14 protein-coding genes are annotated in these 23,045 nt (G+C 63.6%); 9 read left to right on the forward strand and 5 right to left on the reverse strand.

Annotated elements, in window-relative coordinates:
* Nucleotides 1-40: 40 nt before the first annotated feature.
* A complete protein-coding gene (msrB, locus tag DAAJ005_RS04590; protein ID WP_151846085.1) occupies nt 41-505 on the reverse strand; it encodes a peptide-methionine (R)-S-oxide reductase MsrB in 465 nt (154 codons plus the stop codon).
* A 212-nt stretch (nt 506-717) separates the two neighbouring features.
* Here msrB and DAAJ005_RS04595 point away from each other — a divergent pair, with 212 nt between their 5' ends.
* From DAAJ005_RS04595 to rpoC, 4 genes are all read left to right on the forward strand, one after another.
* Nucleotides 718-1,155 (forward strand): four-helix bundle copper-binding protein, encoded by a 438-nt coding sequence (locus DAAJ005_RS04595; RefSeq protein WP_151846086.1) that lies wholly within the window; start codon nt 718-720, stop codon nt 1,153-1,155.
* 189 nt (nt 1,156-1,344) lie between these two features.
* Complete coding sequence (locus DAAJ005_RS04600; protein ID WP_151846087.1) at nt 1,345-2,043, forward strand: DUF305 domain-containing protein; 699 nt, start codon at nt 1,345-1,347, stop codon at nt 2,041-2,043.
* Nucleotides 2,044-2,265: 222 nt separating this feature from the next.
* Nucleotides 2,266-5,721: a DNA-directed RNA polymerase subunit beta gene (locus DAAJ005_RS04605; protein WP_151848388.1), complete on the forward strand. Its 3,456-nt coding sequence runs from the start codon at nt 2,266-2,268 to the stop codon at nt 5,719-5,721.
* A 113-nt stretch (nt 5,722-5,834) separates the two neighbouring features.
* The gene (gene rpoC, locus DAAJ005_RS04610; protein ID WP_151846088.1) at nt 5,835-10,496 is read left to right on the forward strand and encodes a DNA-directed RNA polymerase subunit beta'; all 4,662 of its coding nucleotides are present in this window, start codon (nt 5,835-5,837) and stop codon (nt 10,494-10,496) included.
* A gap of 297 nt (nt 10,497-10,793) precedes the next feature.
* On the opposite strand, the gene DAAJ005_RS04615 is transcribed toward rpoC, so the two are convergent.
* The gene (locus tag DAAJ005_RS04615; RefSeq protein ID WP_151846089.1) at nt 10,794-11,462 is read right to left on the reverse strand and encodes an HD-GYP domain-containing protein; all 669 of its coding nucleotides are present in this window, start codon (nt 11,460-11,462) and stop codon (nt 10,794-10,796) included.
* Nucleotides 11,459-11,647 carry a hypothetical protein gene (locus tag DAAJ005_RS04620; protein WP_151846090.1) on the reverse strand — a complete coding sequence of 63 codons (189 nt, stop codon included), beginning with the start codon at nt 11,645-11,647 and terminating at the stop codon, nt 11,459-11,461. The genes DAAJ005_RS04615 and DAAJ005_RS04620 overlap by 4 nt, the downstream gene beginning before the upstream one ends.
* 936 nt (nt 11,648-12,583) lie before the next feature.
* Between DAAJ005_RS04620 and DAAJ005_RS04625 the strand changes: the two genes are divergently transcribed.
* Nucleotides 12,584-13,735: a hypothetical protein gene (locus DAAJ005_RS04625; protein ID WP_151846091.1), complete on the forward strand. Its 1,152-nt coding sequence runs from the start codon at nt 12,584-12,586 to the stop codon at nt 13,733-13,735.
* Nucleotides 13,736-13,922: 187 nt separating this feature from the next.
* On the opposite strand, the gene DAAJ005_RS04630 is transcribed toward DAAJ005_RS04625, so the two are convergent.
* Nucleotides 13,923-14,333 carry a 2Fe-2S iron-sulfur cluster-binding protein gene (locus DAAJ005_RS04630; RefSeq protein WP_151846092.1) on the reverse strand — a complete coding sequence of 137 codons (411 nt, stop codon included), beginning with the start codon at nt 14,331-14,333 and terminating at the stop codon, nt 13,923-13,925.
* A gap of 431 nt (nt 14,334-14,764) precedes the next feature.
* On the opposite strand from DAAJ005_RS04630, the gene DAAJ005_RS04635 reads away from it, so the two are divergent.
* The 4 genes from DAAJ005_RS04635 (at nt 14,765) to DAAJ005_RS04650 (ending at nt 21,353) form a co-directional block, all read left to right on the forward strand.
* A complete protein-coding gene (locus DAAJ005_RS04635; RefSeq protein ID WP_151846093.1) occupies nt 14,765-17,389 on the forward strand; it encodes an Ig-like domain-containing protein in 2,625 nt (874 codons plus the stop codon).
* Between the two features lie 173 nt (nt 17,390-17,562).
* Nucleotides 17,563-18,663 (forward strand): WD40 repeat domain-containing protein, encoded by a 1,101-nt coding sequence (locus DAAJ005_RS04640; RefSeq protein ID WP_151846094.1) that lies wholly within the window; start codon nt 17,563-17,565, stop codon nt 18,661-18,663.
* A 189-nt stretch (nt 18,664-18,852) separates the two neighbouring features.
* Complete coding sequence (locus DAAJ005_RS04645; protein ID WP_192930866.1) at nt 18,853-20,136, forward strand: hypothetical protein; 1,284 nt, start codon at nt 18,853-18,855, stop codon at nt 20,134-20,136.
* Nucleotides 20,137-20,273: 137 nt separating this feature from the next.
* Entirely contained in the window at nt 20,274-21,353 is a 1,080-nt protein-coding gene (locus DAAJ005_RS04650; RefSeq protein ID WP_151846096.1) for a hypothetical protein, read from the forward strand.
* A gap of 65 nt (nt 21,354-21,418) precedes the next feature.
* On the opposite strand, the gene DAAJ005_RS04655 is transcribed toward DAAJ005_RS04650, so the two are convergent.
* Entirely contained in the window at nt 21,419-23,023 is a 1,605-nt protein-coding gene (locus DAAJ005_RS04655) for a gamma-glutamyltransferase family protein (protein WP_151846097.1), read from the reverse strand.
* Between the last annotated feature and the right edge of the window lie 22 nt (nt 23,024-23,045).

The following is a 23,045-nucleotide window of genomic DNA, read 5'->3' on the forward strand; positions in this document are numbered from 1 at the left end:
GCCACCGTGGACTCGCCCCATCTTTGTCGCTGCCCCAGCTCTAGCTGAACATCTGCTTGTATTCGCCGTACCCTTCAGCCTCCAGTTTCTCAGCTGGAACGAAACGCAGTGACGCCGAGTTGATGCAGTAGCGCAGGCCACCCTGCTCCTGCGGGCCATCGGGGAAGACGTGACCCAGGTGCGAATCCACACTGCCGGAGCGGACCTCGGTGCGGGCGTAGCCGATCTTGTAGTCGGTGTTCTCGGTCAACTGGGTGTTCTGGATCGGGCGGGTAAAGCTGGGCCAGCCGCAGCCCGCGTCGTACTTGTCAGCGCTGGAAAACAGCGGTTCGCCGGAGACCACATCCACGTAAATGCCGTCGCCATCCGTATCCCAGTACTCGCCGGAAAAGGCCCGTTCGGTGCCCTCGTGCTGGGTCACGCGGTACTGCTCGGGGGTCAGGCGCTCGCGCAGTTCGGCGTCGCTGGGCTTGCTGTACTGGGGGGCTTTTATCGTGTCGGTCATCTTCAGAGTCTAGAAGCAGGAGGCGTGTGCAACCGTGGTGGGCCAAACGCTGGGGGCTTCAGGCATTCTTGGGACTTCCTGCCCGGACCTCTTGAACGCTTCTTGGCCTGCACTTCAGCTAGCCTTCAGAGGAAGTGCTGTATCACACGCGCTAGAGGCGATGCCGCCTACGATGCCGGATGAACATTCGCTTCTTTCCCCGGAGGTTTTCCATGACCCAGAACGCCAGCTCCGCCATTTCCCGCATGTTGCAGACCCACCCCCAGATCAGCAAGTCTCCCTTTGAGATGGAAGCCCTGACGGAATGCATCGACGCCTGTTTCGAGTGCGCGCAGATCTGCATGTCCTGCGCCGACGCCTGCCTGGGCGAGACCGAACACGCCGGGCACCTGACGCACTGCATTCGCCTGAACTCTGACTGCGCCGATATCTGCACCACCACTGGGCGCGTACTGGTGCGCCAGACCCAGCCCGAAATGGCCGTGATCCGTGCCCAGCTTCAGGCCTGCTTGGCGGCCTGCAAAGCCTGCGGCGACGAATGCCAGCAGCACGCCGAGAAGATGGACATGGAGCACTGCGCCGTGTGTGCCGAGTCCTGCCGCCGCTGTGAGCAGGCGTGCCAGAAAATGCTGGACAGCCTGAGCGCCTGAGCTTTTGCAAGCAGTTTCCGTCGCCTGCCCGCACCCGTCTTGCGGCAGGCGATGTTTTATTGGGAGCATTGCATGAACGAATCTACAGAGCGTCCACCCACCTCCCCAGGCCAGAGCGGGAAACCGATGGGCAAGATGGGCGGCAGCTAGAGCCGATTTGAGGCCATAATCGCCACCTCCACCACCGTCATGTTCGGCCTGATGCACCTGAACACCTCCGAGCTGGACCACATCTATTTCAGTCAGACGCGCATGTGGATGGCGCTGTACATGGGCGCGACGATGGCCGTGATCATGCTGGGCTTCACGCTGAAGATGTACAGGAGCCGCCGCGTGAATATGGGCAGCATCGCCGTGTTCGCCGCATCGCTGTGGCTATTGCGCTCACAGGCCACCGTGGGCGATGTGGCGTGGATGAAGGCCATCATCCTGCACCATTCCATTGCCATCCTGACCAGTGAACGGGCGCAGATCAAAGCCCCCCGCGTACGCGAGCTGGCCGACGGGATCATCAAAACCCAGAGCCGCGAGATCGGGGAGATGAAGGCGTCGATTGCGGACCTCGAGAACAAACGCCAGCTCAACCCAGCGTTCCGAAGTTGTCCAGTAACGCGCCGCCCAGCGTCGTCCAGGCGTTCCGTAGCTCGTCTGGCCCGCATGCGTCCAGATGCAGCGTATCGCCCAAGACCGGATGACTCAGGACACCCTGTATATCCGCTAACAGGGCAGCCGTGTCACATCATCGGGGAGCGCCCCAGGCGTGTTTTTCATGTTGCCCTCCCTTTCGCTTTGAGCGCCCTGAACGGATATTCGAGCAGTCGGTATGGCCTCTTGACAGTTCAGCCCAGTACGTTATATATTCACCTGCGGCCAACCAGGATGGGTTAGGCAGGAGTGAATTGGTAATTTCCAGTTTTCAAAATTAACGCCCAATGACAGGAACGCAGCCGAGGAGGTTGCGAGTCCTGACTGCGCCGTTTCTGACGTTCGCCAACTCCACTTTCCCAAGCTTGATTACAGTTCGATTCTACAGTACCAAGGGTTACAAAGGTCTTTTTCTGCCCCGAGAAGGCCGTGAGCAACAAACAGCAGGGTGCGTGCGAGGTGTGCATGAGTTTTATCGGTAAAGATTCCCGCATTGAACGGTTCGGCGAGATCACTGAGGTCATCCCGCTTCCCAACCTGACCGAGATTCAGGTCAACTCCTTCCGCGCGTTTTTGCAGGCCGACCGCGCGCCGGACAAGCGCGACAACGTGGGCCTCCAGAGCGCCTTCAAGGAAGTCTTCCCCATCGACGAAACTGAGAAGGGCCGCAGCACGGGCCTGGTGCTGGATTACCTGGAATACCGTCTGGGTGACCCGCCCTACACCCCCGAAGAGTGCCGCGAGAAGGACCTGACCTATCAGGCCCCGATGTACGCCAAGCTGCAACTGATCCACAAGGACAGCGGCCTGATCAAGGAAGACCAGGTGTTCCTGGGCGATCTGCCCCTGATGACCGGCGACGGCTCGTTCGTCATCAACGGCGCAGACCGCGTGGTGATCTCACAGATCCACCGCAGCCCCGGCGTGTACTTCACGTCCAGCTACAAGGGCATCAAGAAGCTGTACACCGGCGCGATCATCCCCATGCCCAAGCGCGGTCCCTGGATTGAGCTGGAAGTCGTGGGCGGCGTGATGGAAATGAAGGTCAACAAGCGCAAGTTCCCCGTGGCGATGCTGCTGCGCGTGCTGGGCTATGACGACGCCTCTCTGAAGGCGCTGTTCAGCGAATTCGACACCAACCCCGAACCCGCCGAGGACAAGAGCGCGGGCATGGGCGCGGATGAGGCGCTGCTGCGTCTGTTTACCGTGCTGCGTCCGGGCGATCCGCCCAAGCGCGACAAGGCCACCCAGTACCTGTACGGACTGCTGGCCGATCCGCGCCGCTACGATCTGGGCAAGCCGGGCCGTTTCAAGATGAACCGCAAACTGGGCCTGGACCGCCAGGAATACACCTTGCTGACCTTCGCGGACGGCAAGTTCAGCGACGCCGGGCTGGTGGACACCATTCGCTACCTGATGGCGCTGCACCACGGCCACGCCACCGTCTCCATGATGGGGCCGGAAGGCAAGATGCACGACGTTCCCGTGGGCGAGGACGACATCGATCACCTGGGCAACCGCCGCGTGCGGACCGTGGGCGAACTGCTGGCCGATCAGCTCCGCGTGGGCATGGGCCGCATGGCGCGTGGTGTGCGTGAGCGCATGCTGCTGGGCAACCCGGACGCCGCGACCCCCACCAAGCTGGTCAACAACCGCCCCATCGTGGCGGCCATGCGCGAGTTCTTTGGGCGCAGCCAACTGTCACAGTTCAAGGACCAGACCAACCCACTGTCGGATTTGCGCCACAAGCGCCGCATCTCCGCACTGGGGCCAGGCGGGTTGACGCGTGAACGCGCGGGCTTCGACGTGCGAGACGTCCACCGCACGCACTACGGGCGCATCTGCCCCATCGAAACACCAGAAGGCGCGAACATCGGCCTGATTTCCTCGCTGGCCTCCTATGCCAAGGTCAACCCGCTGGGCTTTATCGAGGCTCCGTACCGCCGCGTGAAAGACGGCAACGTCAGCGAGACGGTGGAGTACATGACCGCCGACATCGAAGACAGGTACACGGTGGCGCAGGCCAACAGCCCTCTGAATGCCGACAACACCTTTGCCGACGAGCGCGTGCTGGCCCGCCGCAAGGGCGATCCCCTCTGGTACACCCCCGACGAAGTCGACTACATGGACGTCAGTCCCAAGCAGATCGTCTCCATCAATACCAGCCTTATTCCCTTCCTGGAACACGATGACGCCAACCGCGCGCTGATGGGTTCCAACATGCAGTCGCAGGCGGTGCCCCTCGTTCGCGCCGACAGCCCCGCCGTGGGCACGGGTGTGGAACGCCGCGTGGTCACCGATTCCGGCACCAGCGTCGTCAGCGACGTGACGGGCCGCGTGACCTACGTGGACGCCCGCGCCATCCAGATCACCCTGGCCGAGGATTCCGCCGCCGCTGGCATGGTCACGGGCAACGTCCGCACCTTCGAGCTGGTGCGTTTCACCCGCAGCAACCAGGGCACCAACCTCGATCAGCACCCCATTGTCAGCCTGGGTGACGAGATCAAGGCGGGCCAGGTCATCGCCGACGGCCCGGCCAGTGACCGGGGCCGCCTGGCGCTGGGGCAGAACATCACCATCGCCATCATGCCCTTCGACGGCTACAACTTCGAGGATGCCATCTGCATCAACGAGGGTCTGATCCGCAAGGACTTCTACACCTCCGTCCATATCGAGAAGGACGAGGTCGACGCCCGCGACACCAAGCTGGGGCCAGAGAAGATCACCCGCGACATCCCCGGTCTGTCCGAGGCTGCTCTGCGCGATCTGGACGAGGACGGCATCGTGCGCGTGGGCGCGGAAGTCAAGCCCGGCGACATTCTGGTGGGCAAAACCTCGTTCAAAGGTGAAAGCGAACCCACCCCCGAAGAACGCCTGCTGCGCTCGATCTTCGGTGAAAAGGCCCGCGAAGTGAAGGACACCTCCCTGCGTGTGCAGTCCGGTCAGGGCGGCATCGTCGTCAAGACCGTGCGCTTCCGCCGGGGCGACGAGGGCGTGGACCTCAAGCCCGGCGTGCGCGAGATGGTACGCGTGTACGTGGCGCAGAAGCGTCAGTTGCAGGTGGGCGATAAGGTGGCGAACCGCCACGGGAACAAGGGCGTCGTGTCCAAGATCATGGCCCCCGAAGACATGCCCTACCTGGAAGACGGTACCCCCGTCGATCTGGTGTTCAACCCACTGGGCGTGCCCTCGCGCATGAACCTGGGCCAGATTCTGGAAACGCACCTGGGTGAAGTCGCGCGCCTGACGGGTCAGAAGTTCGAGACCCCGGTGTTCGACTCGGTCACCGAAGCCACCATCAAGGAAATGCTGGAAGTCGCTGCCGCCGAGAGGTTGCAGGCCCGCAAGGACGACGGCTTCGAGCTGGACAAGCGCGAGCAGGAAGTGCTGGACCGCGCCGGGAAACTGGGCGTCATCAACAAGGCCAGCGTCGATTACGAGGCCGCGCAGATGAGTCTGGCCCGCACTGGCAAGAGCATTCTGTTCGACGGACGCAGCGGCGAGCCGATCAGCGGCCCCGTCGTGGTGGGCACCATGTACGTCATGAAGCTCTACCACATGGTGGAAGACAAGCTGCACGCCCGCTCCACCGGCCCCTACAGCCTGATCACCCAGCAGCCGCTGGGCGGCAAGGCGCAGTTCGGCGGCCAGCGCTTCGGCGAGATGGAAGTGTGGGCGCTCGAAGCCTACGGCGCGGCGCATACCCTCCAGGAAATGCTGACCATCAAGTCCGACGACATCGACGGACGCGACGCCGCGTACCAGAGCATCGTCAAGGGCGAGGAAGTCTCGGGCAGCACCATCCCCGAATCCTTCAAGGTGCTGGTCAAGGAACTCCACTCGCTGGGCCTGAACGTGGAAGTGCTGGACGCCGGAGATAGGCCCGTGGACATCTTCGAAGGGATGATGCCCAAGCGCTGAGCACTGCTCAAAATGTTTAAGGGTCTAACTGTCAAAAAGCATAACCATTCAAGCCTTTTGCGGTTAGACCGTCCGGCAGTCCAACGGTCTAACAAAACTCCAAAGGAGTTTCAATGAAAGATTTCAGCAAAGTCCGTATCGCCATTGCCAGCCCGGAAAAAGTCCGTGAGTGGAGCTTTGGCGAGGTTGAAAAGCCCGAAACCATCAATTACCGCACGCTAAAGCCTGAGCGCGAAGGCTTGTTCGACGAGCGTATCTTCGGGCCACAGAAGGACTACGAGTGCGCCTGTGGCAAGTACAAGCGCCAGCGCTACGAAGGTAAAGTCTGCGAGCGTTGCGGCGTGGAAGTCACGTCCAGCAAGGTGCGCCGCTACCGTATGGGCCACATCGATCTGGCGACGCCTGCCGCGCACATCTGGTATGTCAAGGACAGTCCCAGCAAGATCGGCACGCTGCTGGACCTGAGTGCCGGGCAACTGGAAAAGGTGCTGTACTTCAGCTCTTTCCTGGTCACCGATCCGCGCAACGCCCAGAAAGACGGGCGGCCCCTTAAGCGCGGCGAGCTGCTGACCGACGACGAGTACCGCGAACTGCGCTTCGGGCGGCAGGAAACCTACACCATCCCCAACGGTCAGGAAACCGTCGTGGGTGACGGCGAGTACGTCACGCGCGGCCAGACCCTGGGCGGCAACGTGGTGGCCAAGATGGACGGCCTGGCCCAGTACCGTTTCCCCCGCCGCGCCGAGATCGCCTACCGCGAGGAAGTGGAGGCCACCCTGCCCCTGCCGAGCGACGTGCTGGTGGATCAGGAAACCTTCCGCGCCGGGGAAATCCTGGCCGAGTTGGAAGCCGACGTGAGCATCACCGCCCCCGTCGCCGGGACCGCCTTCCTGAGCGAGATGGGCGAGGACTCCGTGATGGTGGTTATCCGCGAAAGCGTGGACGCCGCCCCTGCCGAGCAGGACGAGAACGGCGAGGACATTGAAGTCGAAACTCCGCTGGGCGAAGTCCTGGCCCGCATCTACGTGCCGCAGGGCATGGAAGTCGCGGTGGCGCACGGCGAGATCATCGACGCCGGAGCAGAACTGGCCTCGGCCAAGTCCGGCCAGCGCCTGCGCGTCAGCCGCGACAGCCGCCTGAGCGCTGTCAAGCTGCCCAAGAAGGGTGACCCCACTGTCACCGCCCACTGGACCCGCCGCGCCGAGTACCCGATCAACCCCACCATGCACGTTCTGGTCGGCGACGGCAGCGAGGTCGAGGCCGGTCAGCGCGTTGTGGGAGCCATCGACACCGCCGAGGAAATTACCGCCGAGGCCAACGGCACCATCACGCTGCACGCTCCTGCCAGCGTCATCGTGTCCAAGGCCAAGGTCTACCCCTACGAGGACGAACCTCTCGTCGTGATCGGTGACCGCGTGGAACCCGGCGACGAGCTGGCCGATGGCGGCAACCTGCGCTCGGAAATCTCGGGCCGCATCGAGATCGATCTGGTCCGCAAGCAGGTCCGCGTCATCGAGTCCTACGATTTCGAGGCCAAGATGGGCGCGGAAGCCGTCAAGGAACTCCTCGACGATATCGATCTGGACGTGCTGGAAGCCGAGCTGAACGAGGCGATGAAGGATTCCTCGCGCCACAAGCGCGCCAAGTCTCGCAAGCGGCTGGAAGTCACGCGCGCCTTCAAGCGCAGCGGCAACCACCCCTCGTGGATGATCCTCAACACCGTTCCGGTCATGCCGCCCGACTTACGCCCGATGGTGCAGGTGGACGGCGGACGCTTCGCCACGTCGGACCTCAACGATCTGTACCGCCGCCTGATCAACCGCAACAACCGCCTCAAGAAGCTGATCGGCCAGGGTGCGCCCGACATGATCATCCGCAACGAGAAGCGCATGTTGCAGGAAGCCGTGGACGCCCTGATCGACAACGGACGGCGCGGCAGCCCCGTGACCAATCCCGGCTCTGACCGCAGCCTGCGCTCATTGACCGATCTGCTGGGCGGCAAGCAGGGGCGTTTCCGTCAGAACCTGCTGGGCAAGCGCGTAGATTACTCTGGGCGCTCGGTGATCGTCGTCGGCCCGCAGCTCAAGCTGCACCAGTGCGGTGTGCCCAAGCGCATGGCCCTGGAACTGTTCAAGCCTTTCCTGTTCAAAGTGCTGGAGGAAAAGGGCGAAGTCACCAACATCAAGCAGGCCCGCAAGATGCTCGAGCGCTACCGCGATACCCGCGACAGCGTGTGGGACGCCCTGGAAGAGGTGATCGAGGACAAGGTCGTGCTGCTCAACCGCGCCCCCACCCTGCACCGCCTCGGCATCCAGGCCTTTGAGCCGGTCCTCGTGGAAGGCCAGTCCATCCAGTTGCACCCCCTCGTCTGTGAAGCCTTCAACGCCGACTTCGACGGCGATCAGATGGCTATCCACGTCCCCCTCAGCGCGCAGGCGCAGGCCGAAGCCCGCATTCAGATGCTGGCTTCACACAACCTGCTGTCCCCGGCCAACGGCGAGCCGAACGTCAAGCCCAGCCGCGACATCATTCTGGGCATCTTCACGCTGACCCAACTGCGCCACGACAACCTGGGCGCAGGCACGGACTTTGCCGACGAGAACGCCGCCTTGCAGGCGCTGGAAGCCGAGACGGTCAGTCTCAACAGCCCGATCACGGTGCGTGGCGTGGCCACCAGCCCTGGCCGTCTGAAGTACAACTTCTCCAGCCCCGACGAGGCCATCATGGCTGTCGAGCGCGGTGGCCTGGATTACCAGGATCACGTCCGTATCCGCCTGAACGGCACCATCTACGAGACCAGCGCCGGGCGCGTGATGTTCCGCCGTCTGGTGCAGGAAGCCCTGGGCACGCAGGCCGCCCTGGTGGATACCCTGGTCAACCTGGACACCGCCTACGAGAAGGATCACCTGAAAGACATGGTGATGGCCTGCTTCAAGCACCTCGGGATCGAGGCCACCGCCGGACTGCTGGATGCCCTTAAGGACAGCGGGTTCAAACTGTCCACCTCTTCCGGCATCACCATCGGCATCGACGACGTCGTGATTCCGCCCAGCAAGGGCGAGATCCTGGCCCGCGCCGAGGAGCAGGTCGCGGAGATTGAGCAGAACTACGAGTTCGGCTTTATGACCAACGAGGAGCGCTACAAGCAGGTGGTGCAGCTCTGGAACGAAACCAAGGATGAGGTCAAGAACGCCATGTTCGACAACTTCAGCCAGAACTACCCGTTCAACCCGCTGTGGATCATGAGTCAGTCCGGCGCGCGTGGTAACGCCCAGCAGATCACACAGCTCGCCGGGATGCGCGGCCTGATGGCCCGCCCCGACGGATCGACGATTGAGGTGCCGATCAAGGCCAGCTTCCGCGAGGGCCTGACCGTGCTGGAATACTTCATCAGCACGCACGGCGCGCGTAAGGGCGGGGCCGATACCGCGCTGCGCACCGCCGACTCCGGCTACCTGACCCGCAAGCTGGTGGACGTGGCCCATGAAGTCGTTGTGCGCGACGTGGACTGTGGTACCACCGACTACAGCACCATCAGCCTGGGTGCCACCGACGAGCGCAGCGGCGAGTGGCGTGCCCGTAAGGCCAGCGAGATCGAAACCAGCATCTATGGCCGCACCCTGACCGCAGACATCGAACTGTCCGATGGCAGCACCATCCGTGAGGGCGAGATGCTGTCTCTGGAGCATGTCAAGGCGATTACCAAGGATGCCAAGATCCTGCTTGACATCTTCGTCCGCACCCCGCTGAACTGCCGGGTCAAGAGCGGCGTGTGCCAGAAGTGCTACGGCTACGATCTGTCGCAGGCCAAGCCGGTCAGCATGGGCGAGGCCGTGGGCGTGGTGGCCGCAGAAAGCATCGGTGAACCCGGCACGCAGCTCACCATGCGCACCTTCCACACCGGCGGCGTGGCCGGCAGCGGCGGCGGCGACATCACCATGGGTCTGCCCCGCGTGATCGAGCTGTTCGAGGCCCGCAAGCCCAAGGTTCCGGCCCTGATCGCCGACACCACCGGCGTCATCCACATCACTGAGGAAGACGAGCGCTACCTGATCAAGGTGGAGGCCGACGACGCCCAGTTCAGCGGCAAACTGCACAAGGTCTCGCGCGCCACCCGCCTGCTGCCCGAAATCAAGGACGGCTCGCACGTCGAGGCCGGTCAGCAACTGACGCGCGGGGCTGTCAATCCTCACGATCTGCTGGAGTACAAGGACAACGAGTCCGCCCAGAAGTATCTGGTGGACGAAGTGCAGCGCGTGTACCGCAGTCAGGGCGTGAAGGTCCATGACAAGCACATCGAAGTGATCATTCGCCAGATGCTGCGCTACGTGGAAATCGTGGACGGTGGCAGCACCGATCTGCTGGAAGGCCAGACCGTCGAGCGCTGGGAAGTGGACGGGGCCAACAACGCCCTGCCCGAGGACGCCACGCCGTCGAGCTGGAAGCCCGTTCTGTTGGGCATTACCAAGAGCAGCCTGACCACCAAGAGCTGGCTGAGCGCGGCGTCGTTCCAGCACACCACCCACGTCCTGACCGAGGCCAGCATGAAGGGCCAGGTCGACGATCTGATCGGCCTGAAGGAAAACGTCATCCTGGGCAAGCTGATTCCCGCTGGCACCGGCCTGCTGACCGTCCGCGACATGCAGGTGGCCGATGACCGCACGCTGGAGAAGTACGGCGAGAGCAATAACAGCAGCGACTCCGTGACTGGAGATCGCAGCTACGACGACACCCGCCCCGGCGTGGTCAACGAGAACGTGACCTACACCAACTGAACTGAGCGCGGAAGCTTCAAGCTGAATCGCTGAGAGGTTAAACGAAAGCCCCCACCTGGGAACGGGTGGGGGCTTTCCTGTCGTGTGTCCATCTCATTTCCATTCTGCCTAGCCACATATTCTGCACGGCGTTGAGCTGGAGCATATTCTGCTTTCCTAGTCCAGTGACGAACGAGATCGCATTTTGGGGCTACAGAACTTTAGGGATACAGACCAAAAAAATCAACTCCTGCTGTGCGGAAGTTGTTGGCGATGGAATGAATTGGGAGGAGAAGAGTTGTGCTCTCCAGGAGAACCTCAGCCCAGGGGAAAGGTGGGTTGCTGGTGAAACGGTAAAACGCGGTACGCGAAAATCTGAATCAGGCGCGGATCGAAAGCCATGCCCGAATGTTGCAGCAGATACGTGGCGGCCTCGTCGGCAGTCCAGGCGGCACGGTACGGGCGGTCTGAGACCAGCGCGTCGTAGACATCGGTGATCTTGAGGAGGCGGGCCAGCAGCGGGATGGATTCGCCGATCAGGCCCATCGGGTAGCCCTCACCGTCCCAGCGTTCGTGGTGGTGGAGGATGCCCCCCAATGTTTCGCTGTCAATCTGTGGGGCGGTGCGCGCCAAGCGGTACCCCAGGCTGGGATGCTGCTGAACGGCCTCGAACTCTGTGGGAGTCAAGGGGCCGGGTTTGTTCAGGATGCGTGGGTCGATGGCCACCTTGCCGATGTCGTGAAGCAGTCCAGCCCACACGATCTGCCGGACATCTCGTTCACTGTGGATCAGGTCTGCGGCGGTGGCGAGGTGCAGGGTCAGCTCTGCCACTCGGCGCTCATGCCCTTCGCAGGGGCGGTCCGCAAGTGCCGTCACCCAGGCGCTAGCCTCCCGGAAATTGATTTCAACCGTCAGATCATGGGTATTCGCATCGGCTTTCCAGGCTCCGCTGTCGGGGTTGTTCCAGGGAAGCCGTCTGGGACTCATTCCAGACCAGCACAGGACAGGCGACCCATCCGGAAAGACAGGCTGTCTATGCGGTTGGTCAGCAGTGAGGCGCTGGCCGGGCGCACGTTGGAGGTCTCCGTGGCCTGCTGACGCACCTGTTTGGCAGCAGTGGTGTCAAAGGCTTCACGGACCTGCTGCGTTTTTCGGGGGTAGGATACCGTCATGTCAGTCGCCCTATTTCCCGTTGGTGCTGGACTGCGTAATGGGAGCGGCGCTTTCGGTACCAACCAAAGTCTTTACCGCTGCGTTCGCAGTGCCAATGCACATGCTGAACGTTAGAACGATTCCGAGTAGGGAGCGCAAGGTCTTTTTCATGAAGGTATCATAGGTGGCAGAGTGTGAAAAAGCGTTTTGTGCCTTCTACACAGCTTCAAAGCGAGTTTGATGCTGGTAACTACGATGCTATTTTAACAACCCTGACGGCGCGAAGTGACTTGGAGTCGAGAGAATTGGCTTGGCTCGGTATCTCACTCCTCCGCACGAACCAATTTGCTGCCGCTGAGGAGCCGTTGGAGCTGGCGATGGCACTGGGTGATGTTGAAGCCAAAGTGGAATACGGGAATCTTTTGCGCGTTCTCGGTCATGAGAGAAAAGCGGACGCACATTTTGAGGAGATCACCTCCAGCTTGTCTGGCGAGTTGCTTTTCAGGACGCTGCGCTGGCACGGCGTAGTTCTACAGAGCTTGGGGCGTGCTGATGCTGTTAAAAAAATAGAGGAATCCCGACGAGGCTACCTCTCTTTAGGAGATAAAAAGATAGCGGCTCGCATATCGCACACGCTTGCATTCGCCCATATGATTCGTGGAGAAGTTCCTGCTGCACTCAGATACATCAATAGCGCGCTTCCCGCGTTAGAGAAAGATATAAACAAGAGACCCTTGCTCTCTGCAATGTATACCCTGCTTGATATTCAATCTGAAGCTGGATATGTTGACGAGGCCTTTAATACAATAGATCGACTTCAGAATTTAGTCAATTCGATGGAAGACGAACATTATTCGCTTCAGCTAGATGCTCGAAGAACAGAACTAATGCTGATAACAGGAGATTATGCAGGTTTTTGTGAAAGTCTGCTAAGTCTAGCGAACCGAGCAGAAAAGATGCAAGAAGTCCAGATCACCGATTACGCCCTTTCCCATCTTGCCAACCATTACAGCCGGATTGGGGAGCATACCGAGGCTGTTCGCACGATTGCCCGGTTGCGTGCCCTAAATCCTGATCTGTCGCTGTACGCGCGGGTGGTGCTGGCGATGATGGCCCTGCGGCGCGGCGACAGTGCCTCGGCGCTGCGGATGCATCTGGAAGTGCGCGAGGAAGCCCTGCGACGCGGCGCACAGATCGATGCCACGCGCGCGCTGCTGCTGGCAGCGTTCAGCGCTTACCGCATGAACGATCTGCTGCGCTGCACTGGGCTGCTCTCGGAGGCGCTGCTGGAACTGGCAGGGCAGCCGCACTCGCAGTCGCAGGCGGCCATCGCGCCGGATCTGCGGGAAATTGAGGAAATGCTGGCCTACGCCCGCCTGCAACCCAATCTGGCCCCCTTGCTGGAGGCCGCGCTGGAAGACGCCTCCTTGCTGGGCGGGACCATGCGCGATGACCTGTTCACCAGCGGTATGCGCCTGGAGATCATGACGCTGGGGCAGGAACTGGTGTTGCGCGACGGGATTCCCTGTGCCATGCGGGTGCGCGGCAGCGTGGCAGTGCTGGCTTATCTGGCACTGCACCCGCGCAGCACCCGCCAGGACGTGGTGACGCAACTGTGGCCGGACCGCGATCCAAAAAAGGCTGCCACGTATTTCCGGCAGTGTGTCACCGATATCCGTGAGGCGATGGGTGCGGACGTGATCTTGGTGGAGGGCGCGCATCAGGCCCCTGAATACCGCCTGAGCAGCAAGGCCAGCATCACGCTTGACAGCCAGCGGGTACTGCAACTGGTCGCAGGTGGCCAGCTTCCTGCCGCCGTGGCCGCCTACAAGGGTGAATTCCTGCCCAGTCTTCAGGAAAGCGAGTGGGCCGGGGAACAGCGCATGACCATTCAGCGGGCACTGGTGGGATCGCTGCGGGCAGAGCTGCGGGCCTCGCAGATCGAGCGGGGGCAGGAGCGGCGGGTGGTGCTGCTGGCCACCGCCATCCTGGGCATCGATCCCAACGACACCGAGACCGAGGACCTGCGCCTGTCGGTGGCGCGGCAGGTCTCCAGTCCCTCGGAAGTCGCCCGCTTCGAGGCCGAGCGACACAGAAAGATGAACTGAGCGCCAGAGAGAAGCTCAGGCGTCTGGTCATCACCGGATATTCGTGGGATGAGGTCCAGATGACCGCCCAGTGGCACCTCCCTTCTGATTCTGGTCCGCTTGGGCGGTCCTTTGGGCCTTGCTACCCCTCGTTTCAACCTGCGTATGGCCGGTGCCGACGCGGCCCACTGGCTATCTGTCTGGGCTTTCAGCCCTCGGTGGACGCGCCGGGGCGGGTGGTCCACTGGGGGTCTGGCTCGATGGCCTCGGCGGGGGCCTTGCCGGGTTCCAGGCTGGTGCTGGCCGCCGTTTGCAGCGCGGTCAGGCGCATGCCCGGCGCGCACTCGATCTGGCAGGACAGCCGGGCCTGCCCCAGCAACTCCTTTTCCGTCAGTTTGTCGTACTCGGCCAGCGTCATGGCGTCGGGTTCGCCCTCCTGAAAGCTGACACGGCAGGTGGTGCAGCGGGCCACGCCGCCGCAGCGGTGCAGGATGTCTACGCCGCCGCGCTCCAGCGCCAGCACCAGCCGCTCGCCTGAACGCGCCGTGATGTCTGGGAAGCCTTCTACCTGCACCGTGATGACCTGCGCTGTAACGCTCTGGGGGATGTTCTGTGTCATGCGAAACAGCATGGCATGGCCTGGGGGATGTGGGGCCTCAAGAGGAAGATTGCGCCTTCTGCTGGGAGTCGGGAAGGCCTCTAGGGAACGACGTGCGGCACTCCTTAGACACCTGCATAGCGGCCATAGCAATGGGGTGCTGCCTGGTCAGTCGCCCGCGAATCTGACGAAAAGATGACAAACAGATCAACGTCCGCCCCACAAAAACGTGAACTAAAATCAGGGCTACGGAGAGTGTTTTCACTGTTGCAGTCGAACTTTGCAGCGTTAACGCCATTTGCGAAGGTTTAACGTTCTGCGGACTAATCTCACCTGTCTCAACGTTGCCGTGGGGTGCCAGTTCACTTCAGTACAGCCCCCGCCAGAGCGTCAAATCTGTCGCGAACATCCCCGAATACCCGAATATCCCCGATGAAAGGAACCTGCCTGTGATGTCTAAAACTTCTGCCCGTTCGCTGCTGTCCCCGTCCCGCCTGCCTGTGCTGGGGCTTGTTCTGACTGGCCTGCTGGCCGCCTGTAACCCTGATCCCGCGCCCAAGCCTATGCCAGACACCGCCGTGACTGGCGTGAGCGTTACGCCTGTCAGCGTTGCCCTGAAAGTGGGCAGCCAGCAACAACTGACGGCCACCGTGACCGGCACCGGCACCTTCAGTAAGGACGTGACCTGGACCTCCACCAAGAAAGAGGTGGCGACGGTGGACGCCAGCGGTCTGGTCAGGGCCGTGACCGCCGGGCAGGCCAGCATCATCGCCACGTCCAAGGCCAACACTGGCAAGACCGGGACCTCGGTGGTCACGGTCACGACAACGACCATCCCAACCAATCCGCCGACACCCTTTCCTGCCGACGGTCTGAAGATCAACTTCCAGCCTGCTGCGTCGGCTGTGCCGGCGGGCTACACCGCCGACACGGGCGCGAAGTATGACGACGCGCGCGGGTACGGCTGGGTTACGCAGGCCGCCGCGCACACGCCGTTGGATGTGAGTGCCAACGCCCGTGAACGTAACCTGAGTGGTGTGGAAGCTCGGCTGAACACCTTTATTCACATGCAGTACGACACCAACACTAATGCCGACCCTGCTGCTGAACGGACCCCTGCCGCCTGGGAGTACAAGGTTGCCGACGGTATTTACACCGTGACCGTTAGTACCGGCGACGCCGCCAACAACTTTGACAGTACCCATGCCCTGAACATTGAGGGCCAGCAGGCCATCCTGCCCTACCTGCCTGCCGACACCAACAAGTTCAGAACTGTGACCAAACGTGTGCAGGTCAGCGACGGCAAGTTGACCATCGACGCCATCCGCGGCACCAACACCAAGATCGATTACGTGATCATCGCGCCCGGCACTGTGCCCAGCGCGCTCGACATCAGCCCCGAAGATGGGCAGACGATGGTTAATCTCAACGCGGCGGTGACGGTAGACATGAACCTGCCTGGCGGGTCGATCAAGCTGGCCTCGGTGTCGGCTGCCGCCGCCTACCTGACCGAGCGGGGCAGCTCGGCCAAGATCCCGGCCACCGTGACCGCATCGGGCGGCGGAGATACGCTGAGTATCAAGCCGCTCACGGCGCTTAAGCCGCTCACGGCCTATACCTTCCAGCTTACCAGCGCCCTTAAGGATGAAGCGGGCAACAGCTTCCTGCCCGCGCATGCTGGCTTCGTGACTGGTTCTGCCTCCACGGGCGGCGGTACAGTGGCCTTTACCCAGGTGCCGCAGAGCAACGTGCCCAGCTACCCGTATACCTCCGTAGAAATCGGCCCGGACAACATGCTGTACGCCGCCACCCTGACCGGTGAAATCCTGCGTTTTGGCATGCAGGCCGACGGTACGCTGAACAAGCCGCAGATCATTAAATCCGTGCAGACTGCCAACAATGGCCCGCGTACCATCATCGGCCTGAAGTTTGATCCGGCCAGCACGGCGGAAAATCTGATTCTGTGGATCAGCAACAATTACTTCTGGCCTGGAAGTGGTGAGGCCCCGGAGTGGAGCGGCAAGATCACGCGTCTGAGCGGCCCGGACCTGGCTACGGTGCAGGACTACGTGACGGGCCTGCCCCGCTCGATCCGCGACCACGAGACCAACTCGATTTCCTTCAAGCCTAACCCGGATGGCACATTACAAACTGGCGCGCTGTATGTGTTGCAGGGCAGCGACAGCTCGACAGGCGAGAAAGACAGCGTGTGGGGCAACCGCCCAGAAAAAATGCTGAACGCGGCGATGTTGCGGATCGATTATTCCAGGATTGCTGCACAGTCGCCGTCACCTGCCAGCATCACGCCCGTGGATGTCAGGACGGCGGGAACGGGGGGCGGGACCTACGACCCCTACGCGCTCGGTGCGCCTGTCACGCTGTACGCCACCGGTATTCGCAACGCCTACGACATGGTCTGGGCCAAGAACGGCTTCCTGTATGCGCCCACCAACGGCGCGGCAGCTACGGGCAATACGCCCAGCACGCCCGCCATCCTGCCCGCCAGTTGTACAAACCGGCCCGACGGCCCCTACACCGGCCCAGCAGTGGTCGGTAAAACCGGCCCAGGCGGTGATGGCAGTGGCGTCGGCACGCAAAATGATTACCTGTTCCGCGTTCAGGAGGGCAAGTATTACGGCCACCCCAACCCAGAACGCTGCGAATGGGTGCTAAATGGCGGCAACCCCACGGCAGGGGCGGACCCCGCCGAGGTGCCCGAATACGCCGTGGGCACCCAGCCAGACCGCAACTGGGGCGGGTTCGCTTACGACTTCGGCCAGCATGCCTCGCCCAACGGCGTGATTGAGGAATACAGGACGGCGGGCAACTCTTTGCTCAAGAACCGCCTGCTGGTGGTGCGCTACGCCGCAGGCAGTACGGGGGGCAAGGACATCGTCGTGCTGACGCCGGGCGCGGACGGCAACATTGTGAACGCACAGATAGGTATCTCCGGCCTGACCAACTTCAATCCCAGCCCGCTGGACCTGACCGAAGACCGTAGCAACGGCAACCTGTACGTGGCCCAGCTCGACGAGAACACCGGTAAGGGAACCATCCTGCTGGTCAGCCCCAAGTAAGCCGCTTCAGACACAGTTCGTTGTAGATCTCCCTTCCCACCCAGTCCTGATTAAAGGCGGCGCGTGGAGGTCCGGTTCAGTCCGGCCTCTCGCGCCTTTTTTCTATTCCCGTCTTCCCAGACTCTGTCCTTTTCAGAACCCGCCCCTTTCCAGAATTTGCCCCGGAGGTCCACATGAACCGTCCTGCCCTGTTGACCCTGGCCCTCCTGTGTGGTCCCAGCCTGTTCCCCACGTCTGCCACTGCCATCCAGACTCAAACGTTGGCGAGGCAGACTGTCCAGCCCCAGGCTGCCCAGACTCAGGCCACCCAGACTCAGGCCCCCGAACTGCGCCCCAGCCGCAGCCTCCCCGTCAGCGCCGTGTACGCTGGGGCGCTGGCCTTCAGCCCGGATGGCAGGTGGCTGGTCACGGGCGGCGGCGAGGGCCTGATCCAGTGGTGGCCTGTGGGCGGCCAATCTGTGGAAGGTCAGTCGGGGCGTGGCCCCAGCCTGCGCCAGCCGGGGGCAGTCACGGCGCTGGCCTTCAGCCCGGATGGAAGCAGGCTGGCGGCGATCAGCGGCGACGGAAGCGTGCGGGTGTGGGCTGTGCAGGACCGCGCCCTGCTGCTCACGCTGGACCCGGAAACCTATTACGTCACGGCGCTGGCCTTCAGCCCCGACGGGTTGATGCTGGCGACGGCGGGCGGCGACAACAGCGCCCAGGCGAGCGCGGCCAACAGCGTCAAACTGTGGAACCTCGCCAGCGGACGGGTGCAGGGCAGCCTGCGCGGGCACGGCGACGTGGTCACCTCGCTGGCCTTTTCGCCGGACGGCAAAACATTGGCCAGCGGCAGCCGGGACCGCACGGTGCGGCTGTGGGACGTGGCCGGGCGTCTGCCCCTGCGGACGCTGGGTGGGACACTGGGCGGCCACGCGGATTACGTCAGCGCGGTGGCCTTCAGCCCGGACGGTGCGGCCCTGGCCAGTGGAAGCTGGGATGGCACGGCGCGGCTGTGGAATGTTCAGGATGGAAGGTTGCAACGCGAACTGCGTGCCCCCGGCGGTCCGGTGGAAGCCGTGGCCTTCTCGCCGGATGGTCAGCGTCTGCTGACAGGCGCACAGGACGGGCGGGCACGGCTGTGGAACGCCCAGAGCGGCGCACCCATCGCCGTCCTGGGGGGCCACAGCGACGGCGTGAAGGCGCTGGCCTTTAGCCCGGACGGAAGAACCGCCGCCGCCGCTGGGGGCCGGGACCGCCGCGCGCTGCTGTGGTCTTTGCCCGCTAGCCTGCGCTGAGTGCCTCTTGCTGATCCGTGAAGGTTGCGGGGGTGGCCCTCAGACCCCGCATCTTCTTGCGTTAACGTTGCTGTATCGCCCCCCGCGTCACCATCTGATGACAAGGCCCGATCTTAAGGGCGGGGCTTAAAGGCGGGGCGTGAGAAGGCCAGCGTGCGCCAGAAAGCCAAACCGACGAGGTTGACACCAGTGAAGAAACGACAGACCGCCGCAAAATTGACCCTGATTTCCGCCCTGCTGGCCCTGTGCGGTTGCTCGTCGCTGCCGCCCGGCGGGGCGCAGGCCGTCAAGCCTGACCAGACCCAGCAGGCCCCGACTCAGCAGGCTCCACGGGCGCAGCAGCCTATTCGCCCTGCCTTCGCGGCGCGTGATACGGCGGCGCAGGCCGATGGGCGCATCGTGGTTCTTGGCGTTAGCGGCGCGAACTATGTCTTTGCGCGCTACGGCGCAGGCGGCCAGCCCGATCCCAGTTTCGGCGTGGCGGGCGAGGTCCGGCTGCCCCGCACGGCTCAGACCGGTGCGGACGTTCTGCGGCTGACCGTGCAGGCTGACGGCAAGCTGCTGGCGCTGGGTGGAAGCGAGGTGCTGCGACTGCTGCCGGACGGTCAGATCGACTCTGCCTTCGGGCAAAATGGACGGGTTGCCGCAGGGTTGCCTGCTGCTCCGCAGGCGCTGGCCACCCTGCCCGATGGACGCGTGCTGGTGGCGGGCGGCAGTCACGAACTGTCGGCGGACCCGGCGGCCCCAGCCTCGACGCTGGTGCTGACGCGACTGCTGCCGAACGGCCAGCCGGATTCCAGTTTCGGAACTGGCGGACAGGTGGTCACGGCTATCGATGACTCGGCCTCGGCCTACAGCCTGTGGCCGCTGGCAGGTGGCGGCGCGCTGGTGGGCGGCACGGCGCTGTCGTTTGAAGGCGGCACTTCCAGCCGCTGGGTGGTGGCGCGGCTAACCGCTGGCGGCATGCTGGATTCCGCTTTCGGGGATCAGGGTGTGGCGACGGTGCGGCAGGACCGCTTCGCAGCCACCCGGCCCAGCGATCTGGCCGTGGACGCCTCGGGTCGGGTGCTGGCTGCCGGATATCTGGGCAGCGGGGTCTGTACGGCGGCGCGGCTGCTTCCCACGGGCGTGATTGATCCTGCCTGGGCCTACGAGAACCCCACCGCCCTGCGCGTTCTGCCAGACGGCAATGCCTCTGGCAGCGGCGGCACGAAAACTGGAATTTCCGGGGTCTCGCTGGCGCTTCTGCCCGGCAATGGGGCGGCACTGGGCGGCTGCGCGCAGTTCGCCCCCGATGCCTCGGGGCAAAACCAGATCAAACCGGTCCTGGCCCGTCTGGGGATGAACGGCGGCCCGGACCGCGCTTATGGCGACGAGGGTTTCCAGCCCGTCTCCGACAGCGCCCAGGTCAGGACTACCCCGCAGGGACAACTGCTGGTGGGCCTAGACCCGATCACCGAAATCGAGCCGTGAGGACCAGTCAGGGTTCTGGACCTGTCTCCTGGTATCAAGCAATACACCAGTGACCAGATCAGAGTTTGGAAAGCCAGCGAGGACACCTCTCCAGAGAGGGCCAGCTCAATGTGGCGGAATCGACTCAGGAGTGAACAATGAATGAACCGACGAATTTTTCTGTGCTGCGGGGCAAGCGCCGCTGGCATCCGGGCCGTTGGACCCTGGCTGCCCTGCTGGCACTGACCACGGGTTGCGCGCAGCCTCAGACAGAGGTCAAGCCTCCCAGCGAGGTCAAGCCGCCCGTGGAGCAGCCGATTGCCCCGCCCATGCTGCCCGCTGACGTCCTGCTCAGTGCCGATCCGGGTCTGCTGGTCTTCAGCGGCACCAGGGACGGCACCGGGGCCGGGGCCAGTGCCGTGCAGACCGTCACCTTCGAGAACAGCAGCGGCGCGGCGGTGAAGCTCACGGGCCTGACTTTCCTGGGAAACGCAGGGACCTTTGAGCTGGTGTCGCCGCCCGCCTTTCCGCAGACGCTGGCATCCGGGGCCAGCCTGAACCTGAAGGTAAAGCTGCTGCCGGGGGCCGCGACAGGCGTGCTGCGCTCCACCCTACGTGCCGTGGGAGACAGCGCGCCCATCGGGGAAGTGAACCTTTCCGGCCTGCGTGCCGCCGGTCTGGAAGGCAGCAACGAGCCACCGCTGGCCCAGATCGTGGACGCCCTGAATTACGGGACGAACGTGGGCGGCAGCGCCCTCATTCTGGGCACCAGCGCTGCACCCATCGGCGACGAGGTGGCGGCCCCGATGTTTGAACGCGCCTCGGCAGGTCCGGTCACCCTGCGCCCGGTGGCCCGTTACTCTCCGGATGGCCCCTCGGCCTACGGCAGCTTCGTGCTGGACGGCGGCGCGGTTCGCACCCAGGAACGTGGGGCAATGGCTCCCAGCGGGCACAACCAGACCCTCAATCCACCGCCTGGCCAGACCACGTTTGATCCGGGCAGCGCCCCGTTCGGCATCTATCTGGCCGCCAACAGCTACGCCAAACAGGGCACCTTCACCCTGGACCGCCTGAACACTGGCCCCACCCGCCATGCCGTGCGCGTCTATCCCCTCAAGGACCGCGCCGGAAAGGCCATGCCGAACAGTTATCTGCTGGCCTTCGAGCCGTCTGAGAATGGCGATTACCAGGATGTGGTGTTCGTGCTGGAAAATGTCCGCCCGGTGGCCGCGCAGTAGCCGAACAGTAAAGGAGAGAGGGGCCAGCAGCGGCGAACGCTCTGGCCCCTCTCTTTAGCTCCGGCTCACCAGGCCGCGATGTGCCCGTCCGTGCGGCTTTCGGTGCCGCCTTCCAGCACGCCCGTGTCGGGATTGCGCCAGATGATCTGGCCGCGCCCGAAGGCACTGCCCTCCAGTTGCACGCTGACGCGGTGGCCGCGCGCCGCCAGCTTGCGGGCCAGATCCGCGCCCAGGCCAGCTTCCACCTCTACCCCCAGCCCGGCCAGCCACTGCCAGCGCGGGGCGTCCAGCGCCTGCTGGGGGTTCATGCCGTAGCGCAGGGTGTTCAGGACCACTTGCAGGTGCCCCTGCGGCTGCATAAAGCCGCCCATCACGCCGAAGGGGCCGACGGGCGTGCCGTCGTTGCGGGTCAGGAAGCCGGGGATGATGGTGTGGTAGGGGCGTTTGCCGGGGGCCAGGACGTTGGGGTGGCCGGGTTCCAGGTTGAAGTTGTGGCCCCGGTTGTGCAGCCCGATGCCCGTGCCCGGCACCACCACGCCGCTGCCGAAGCCCATGTAGTTGCTCTGGATCAGGCTGACCATGTTGCCCTCGTTGTCCGCTGTCGCCAGATACACCGTGCCGCCGCTGCTGGGGGCATGGGTGGCGGGATCATGGGCGGTCTCCGAGAGAAAGCCGCGGTGCGCGTGCGTGTTCGCCTCCGAGAGCAGATGTTCAACGTCTACTTTGCTGTGGCGCATATCGGCCACGAACTGGTGCGCGTCGTGGAAACCGCGTTTCATGGCCTCAATCTGGAGGTGCAGCCCGTCCGGGTCGTCGCGGCGGTCCGGCAGAGGCTGGCCCTCCAGAATGTTCAGCGCGATCAGCGCGGCGATGCCCTGGCCGCTGGGCGGAATCTCGTGGACGCGGTGGCCGCCGTACTGTGCGGAGATGGGCGTGACCCATTCACTCTGGTGGGCGGCAAGGTCCTCGGCGCGCAGCAGACCGCCCGTGGCCCGCGCGTGGGCGTCGATCTGCGCGGCCAGATCACCCGTGTAAAAGGACTCGCCGTAGCTGGCAGCGATCTGTTCCAGCGTGCGGGCCTGATTCTCGCTGCGCCACAGCGCGCCGGGCGCGGGCGCAAAGCCGTCCGGGGCAAAGGTGCGGAACCATTCGTCCATGATTGGCAGCTTCAGCCCCCGGTAAATCTGGATGGCCCGCGCCCAGCCTGCCGACGCCATGGGCGACAGCGGATAGCCCTCCCGCGCGTAACGGATCGCGGGGGCCAGCACCTGCGCGAAGTCCAGCCGTCCGTGCGCCTTATGCAGATCGGCCCAGCCGCGCACGCCGCCGGGCACGGTGACGGGGGTCCAGCCGTGGCGGGGCATCTCGCCGCCGTGCCGTTCCTGCAAGGCGTCCAGCGTCAGCGCGGCAGGCGCTGCGCCGCTGGCGTTCAGGCCGTGCAGCTTGCCCCCGGCCCACACCAGCGCGAACAGATCGCCGCCGATGCCGTTGGCGGTGGGTTCCAGCACAGTCAGCGCGGCAGCGGTAGCCAGCGCAGCGTCCACGGCGTTGCCACCCGCCTGCAAGACGCTCAGGCCCGCCTGCGCGGCCAGCGGCTGACCGGTGGCCACCATGCCACGTGAGGCGTAGACCGGGCGGCGCACCACCGGAGATTCAGTTTGATAGGACATATGGCCTCAAGGGTAGCAGGGT

The sequence above is a fragment of the Deinococcus sp. AJ005 genome (assembly GCF_009017495.1).
In the GTDB taxonomy this organism is placed as follows: Bacteria; Deinococcota; Deinococci; order Deinococcales; family Deinococcaceae; genus Deinococcus.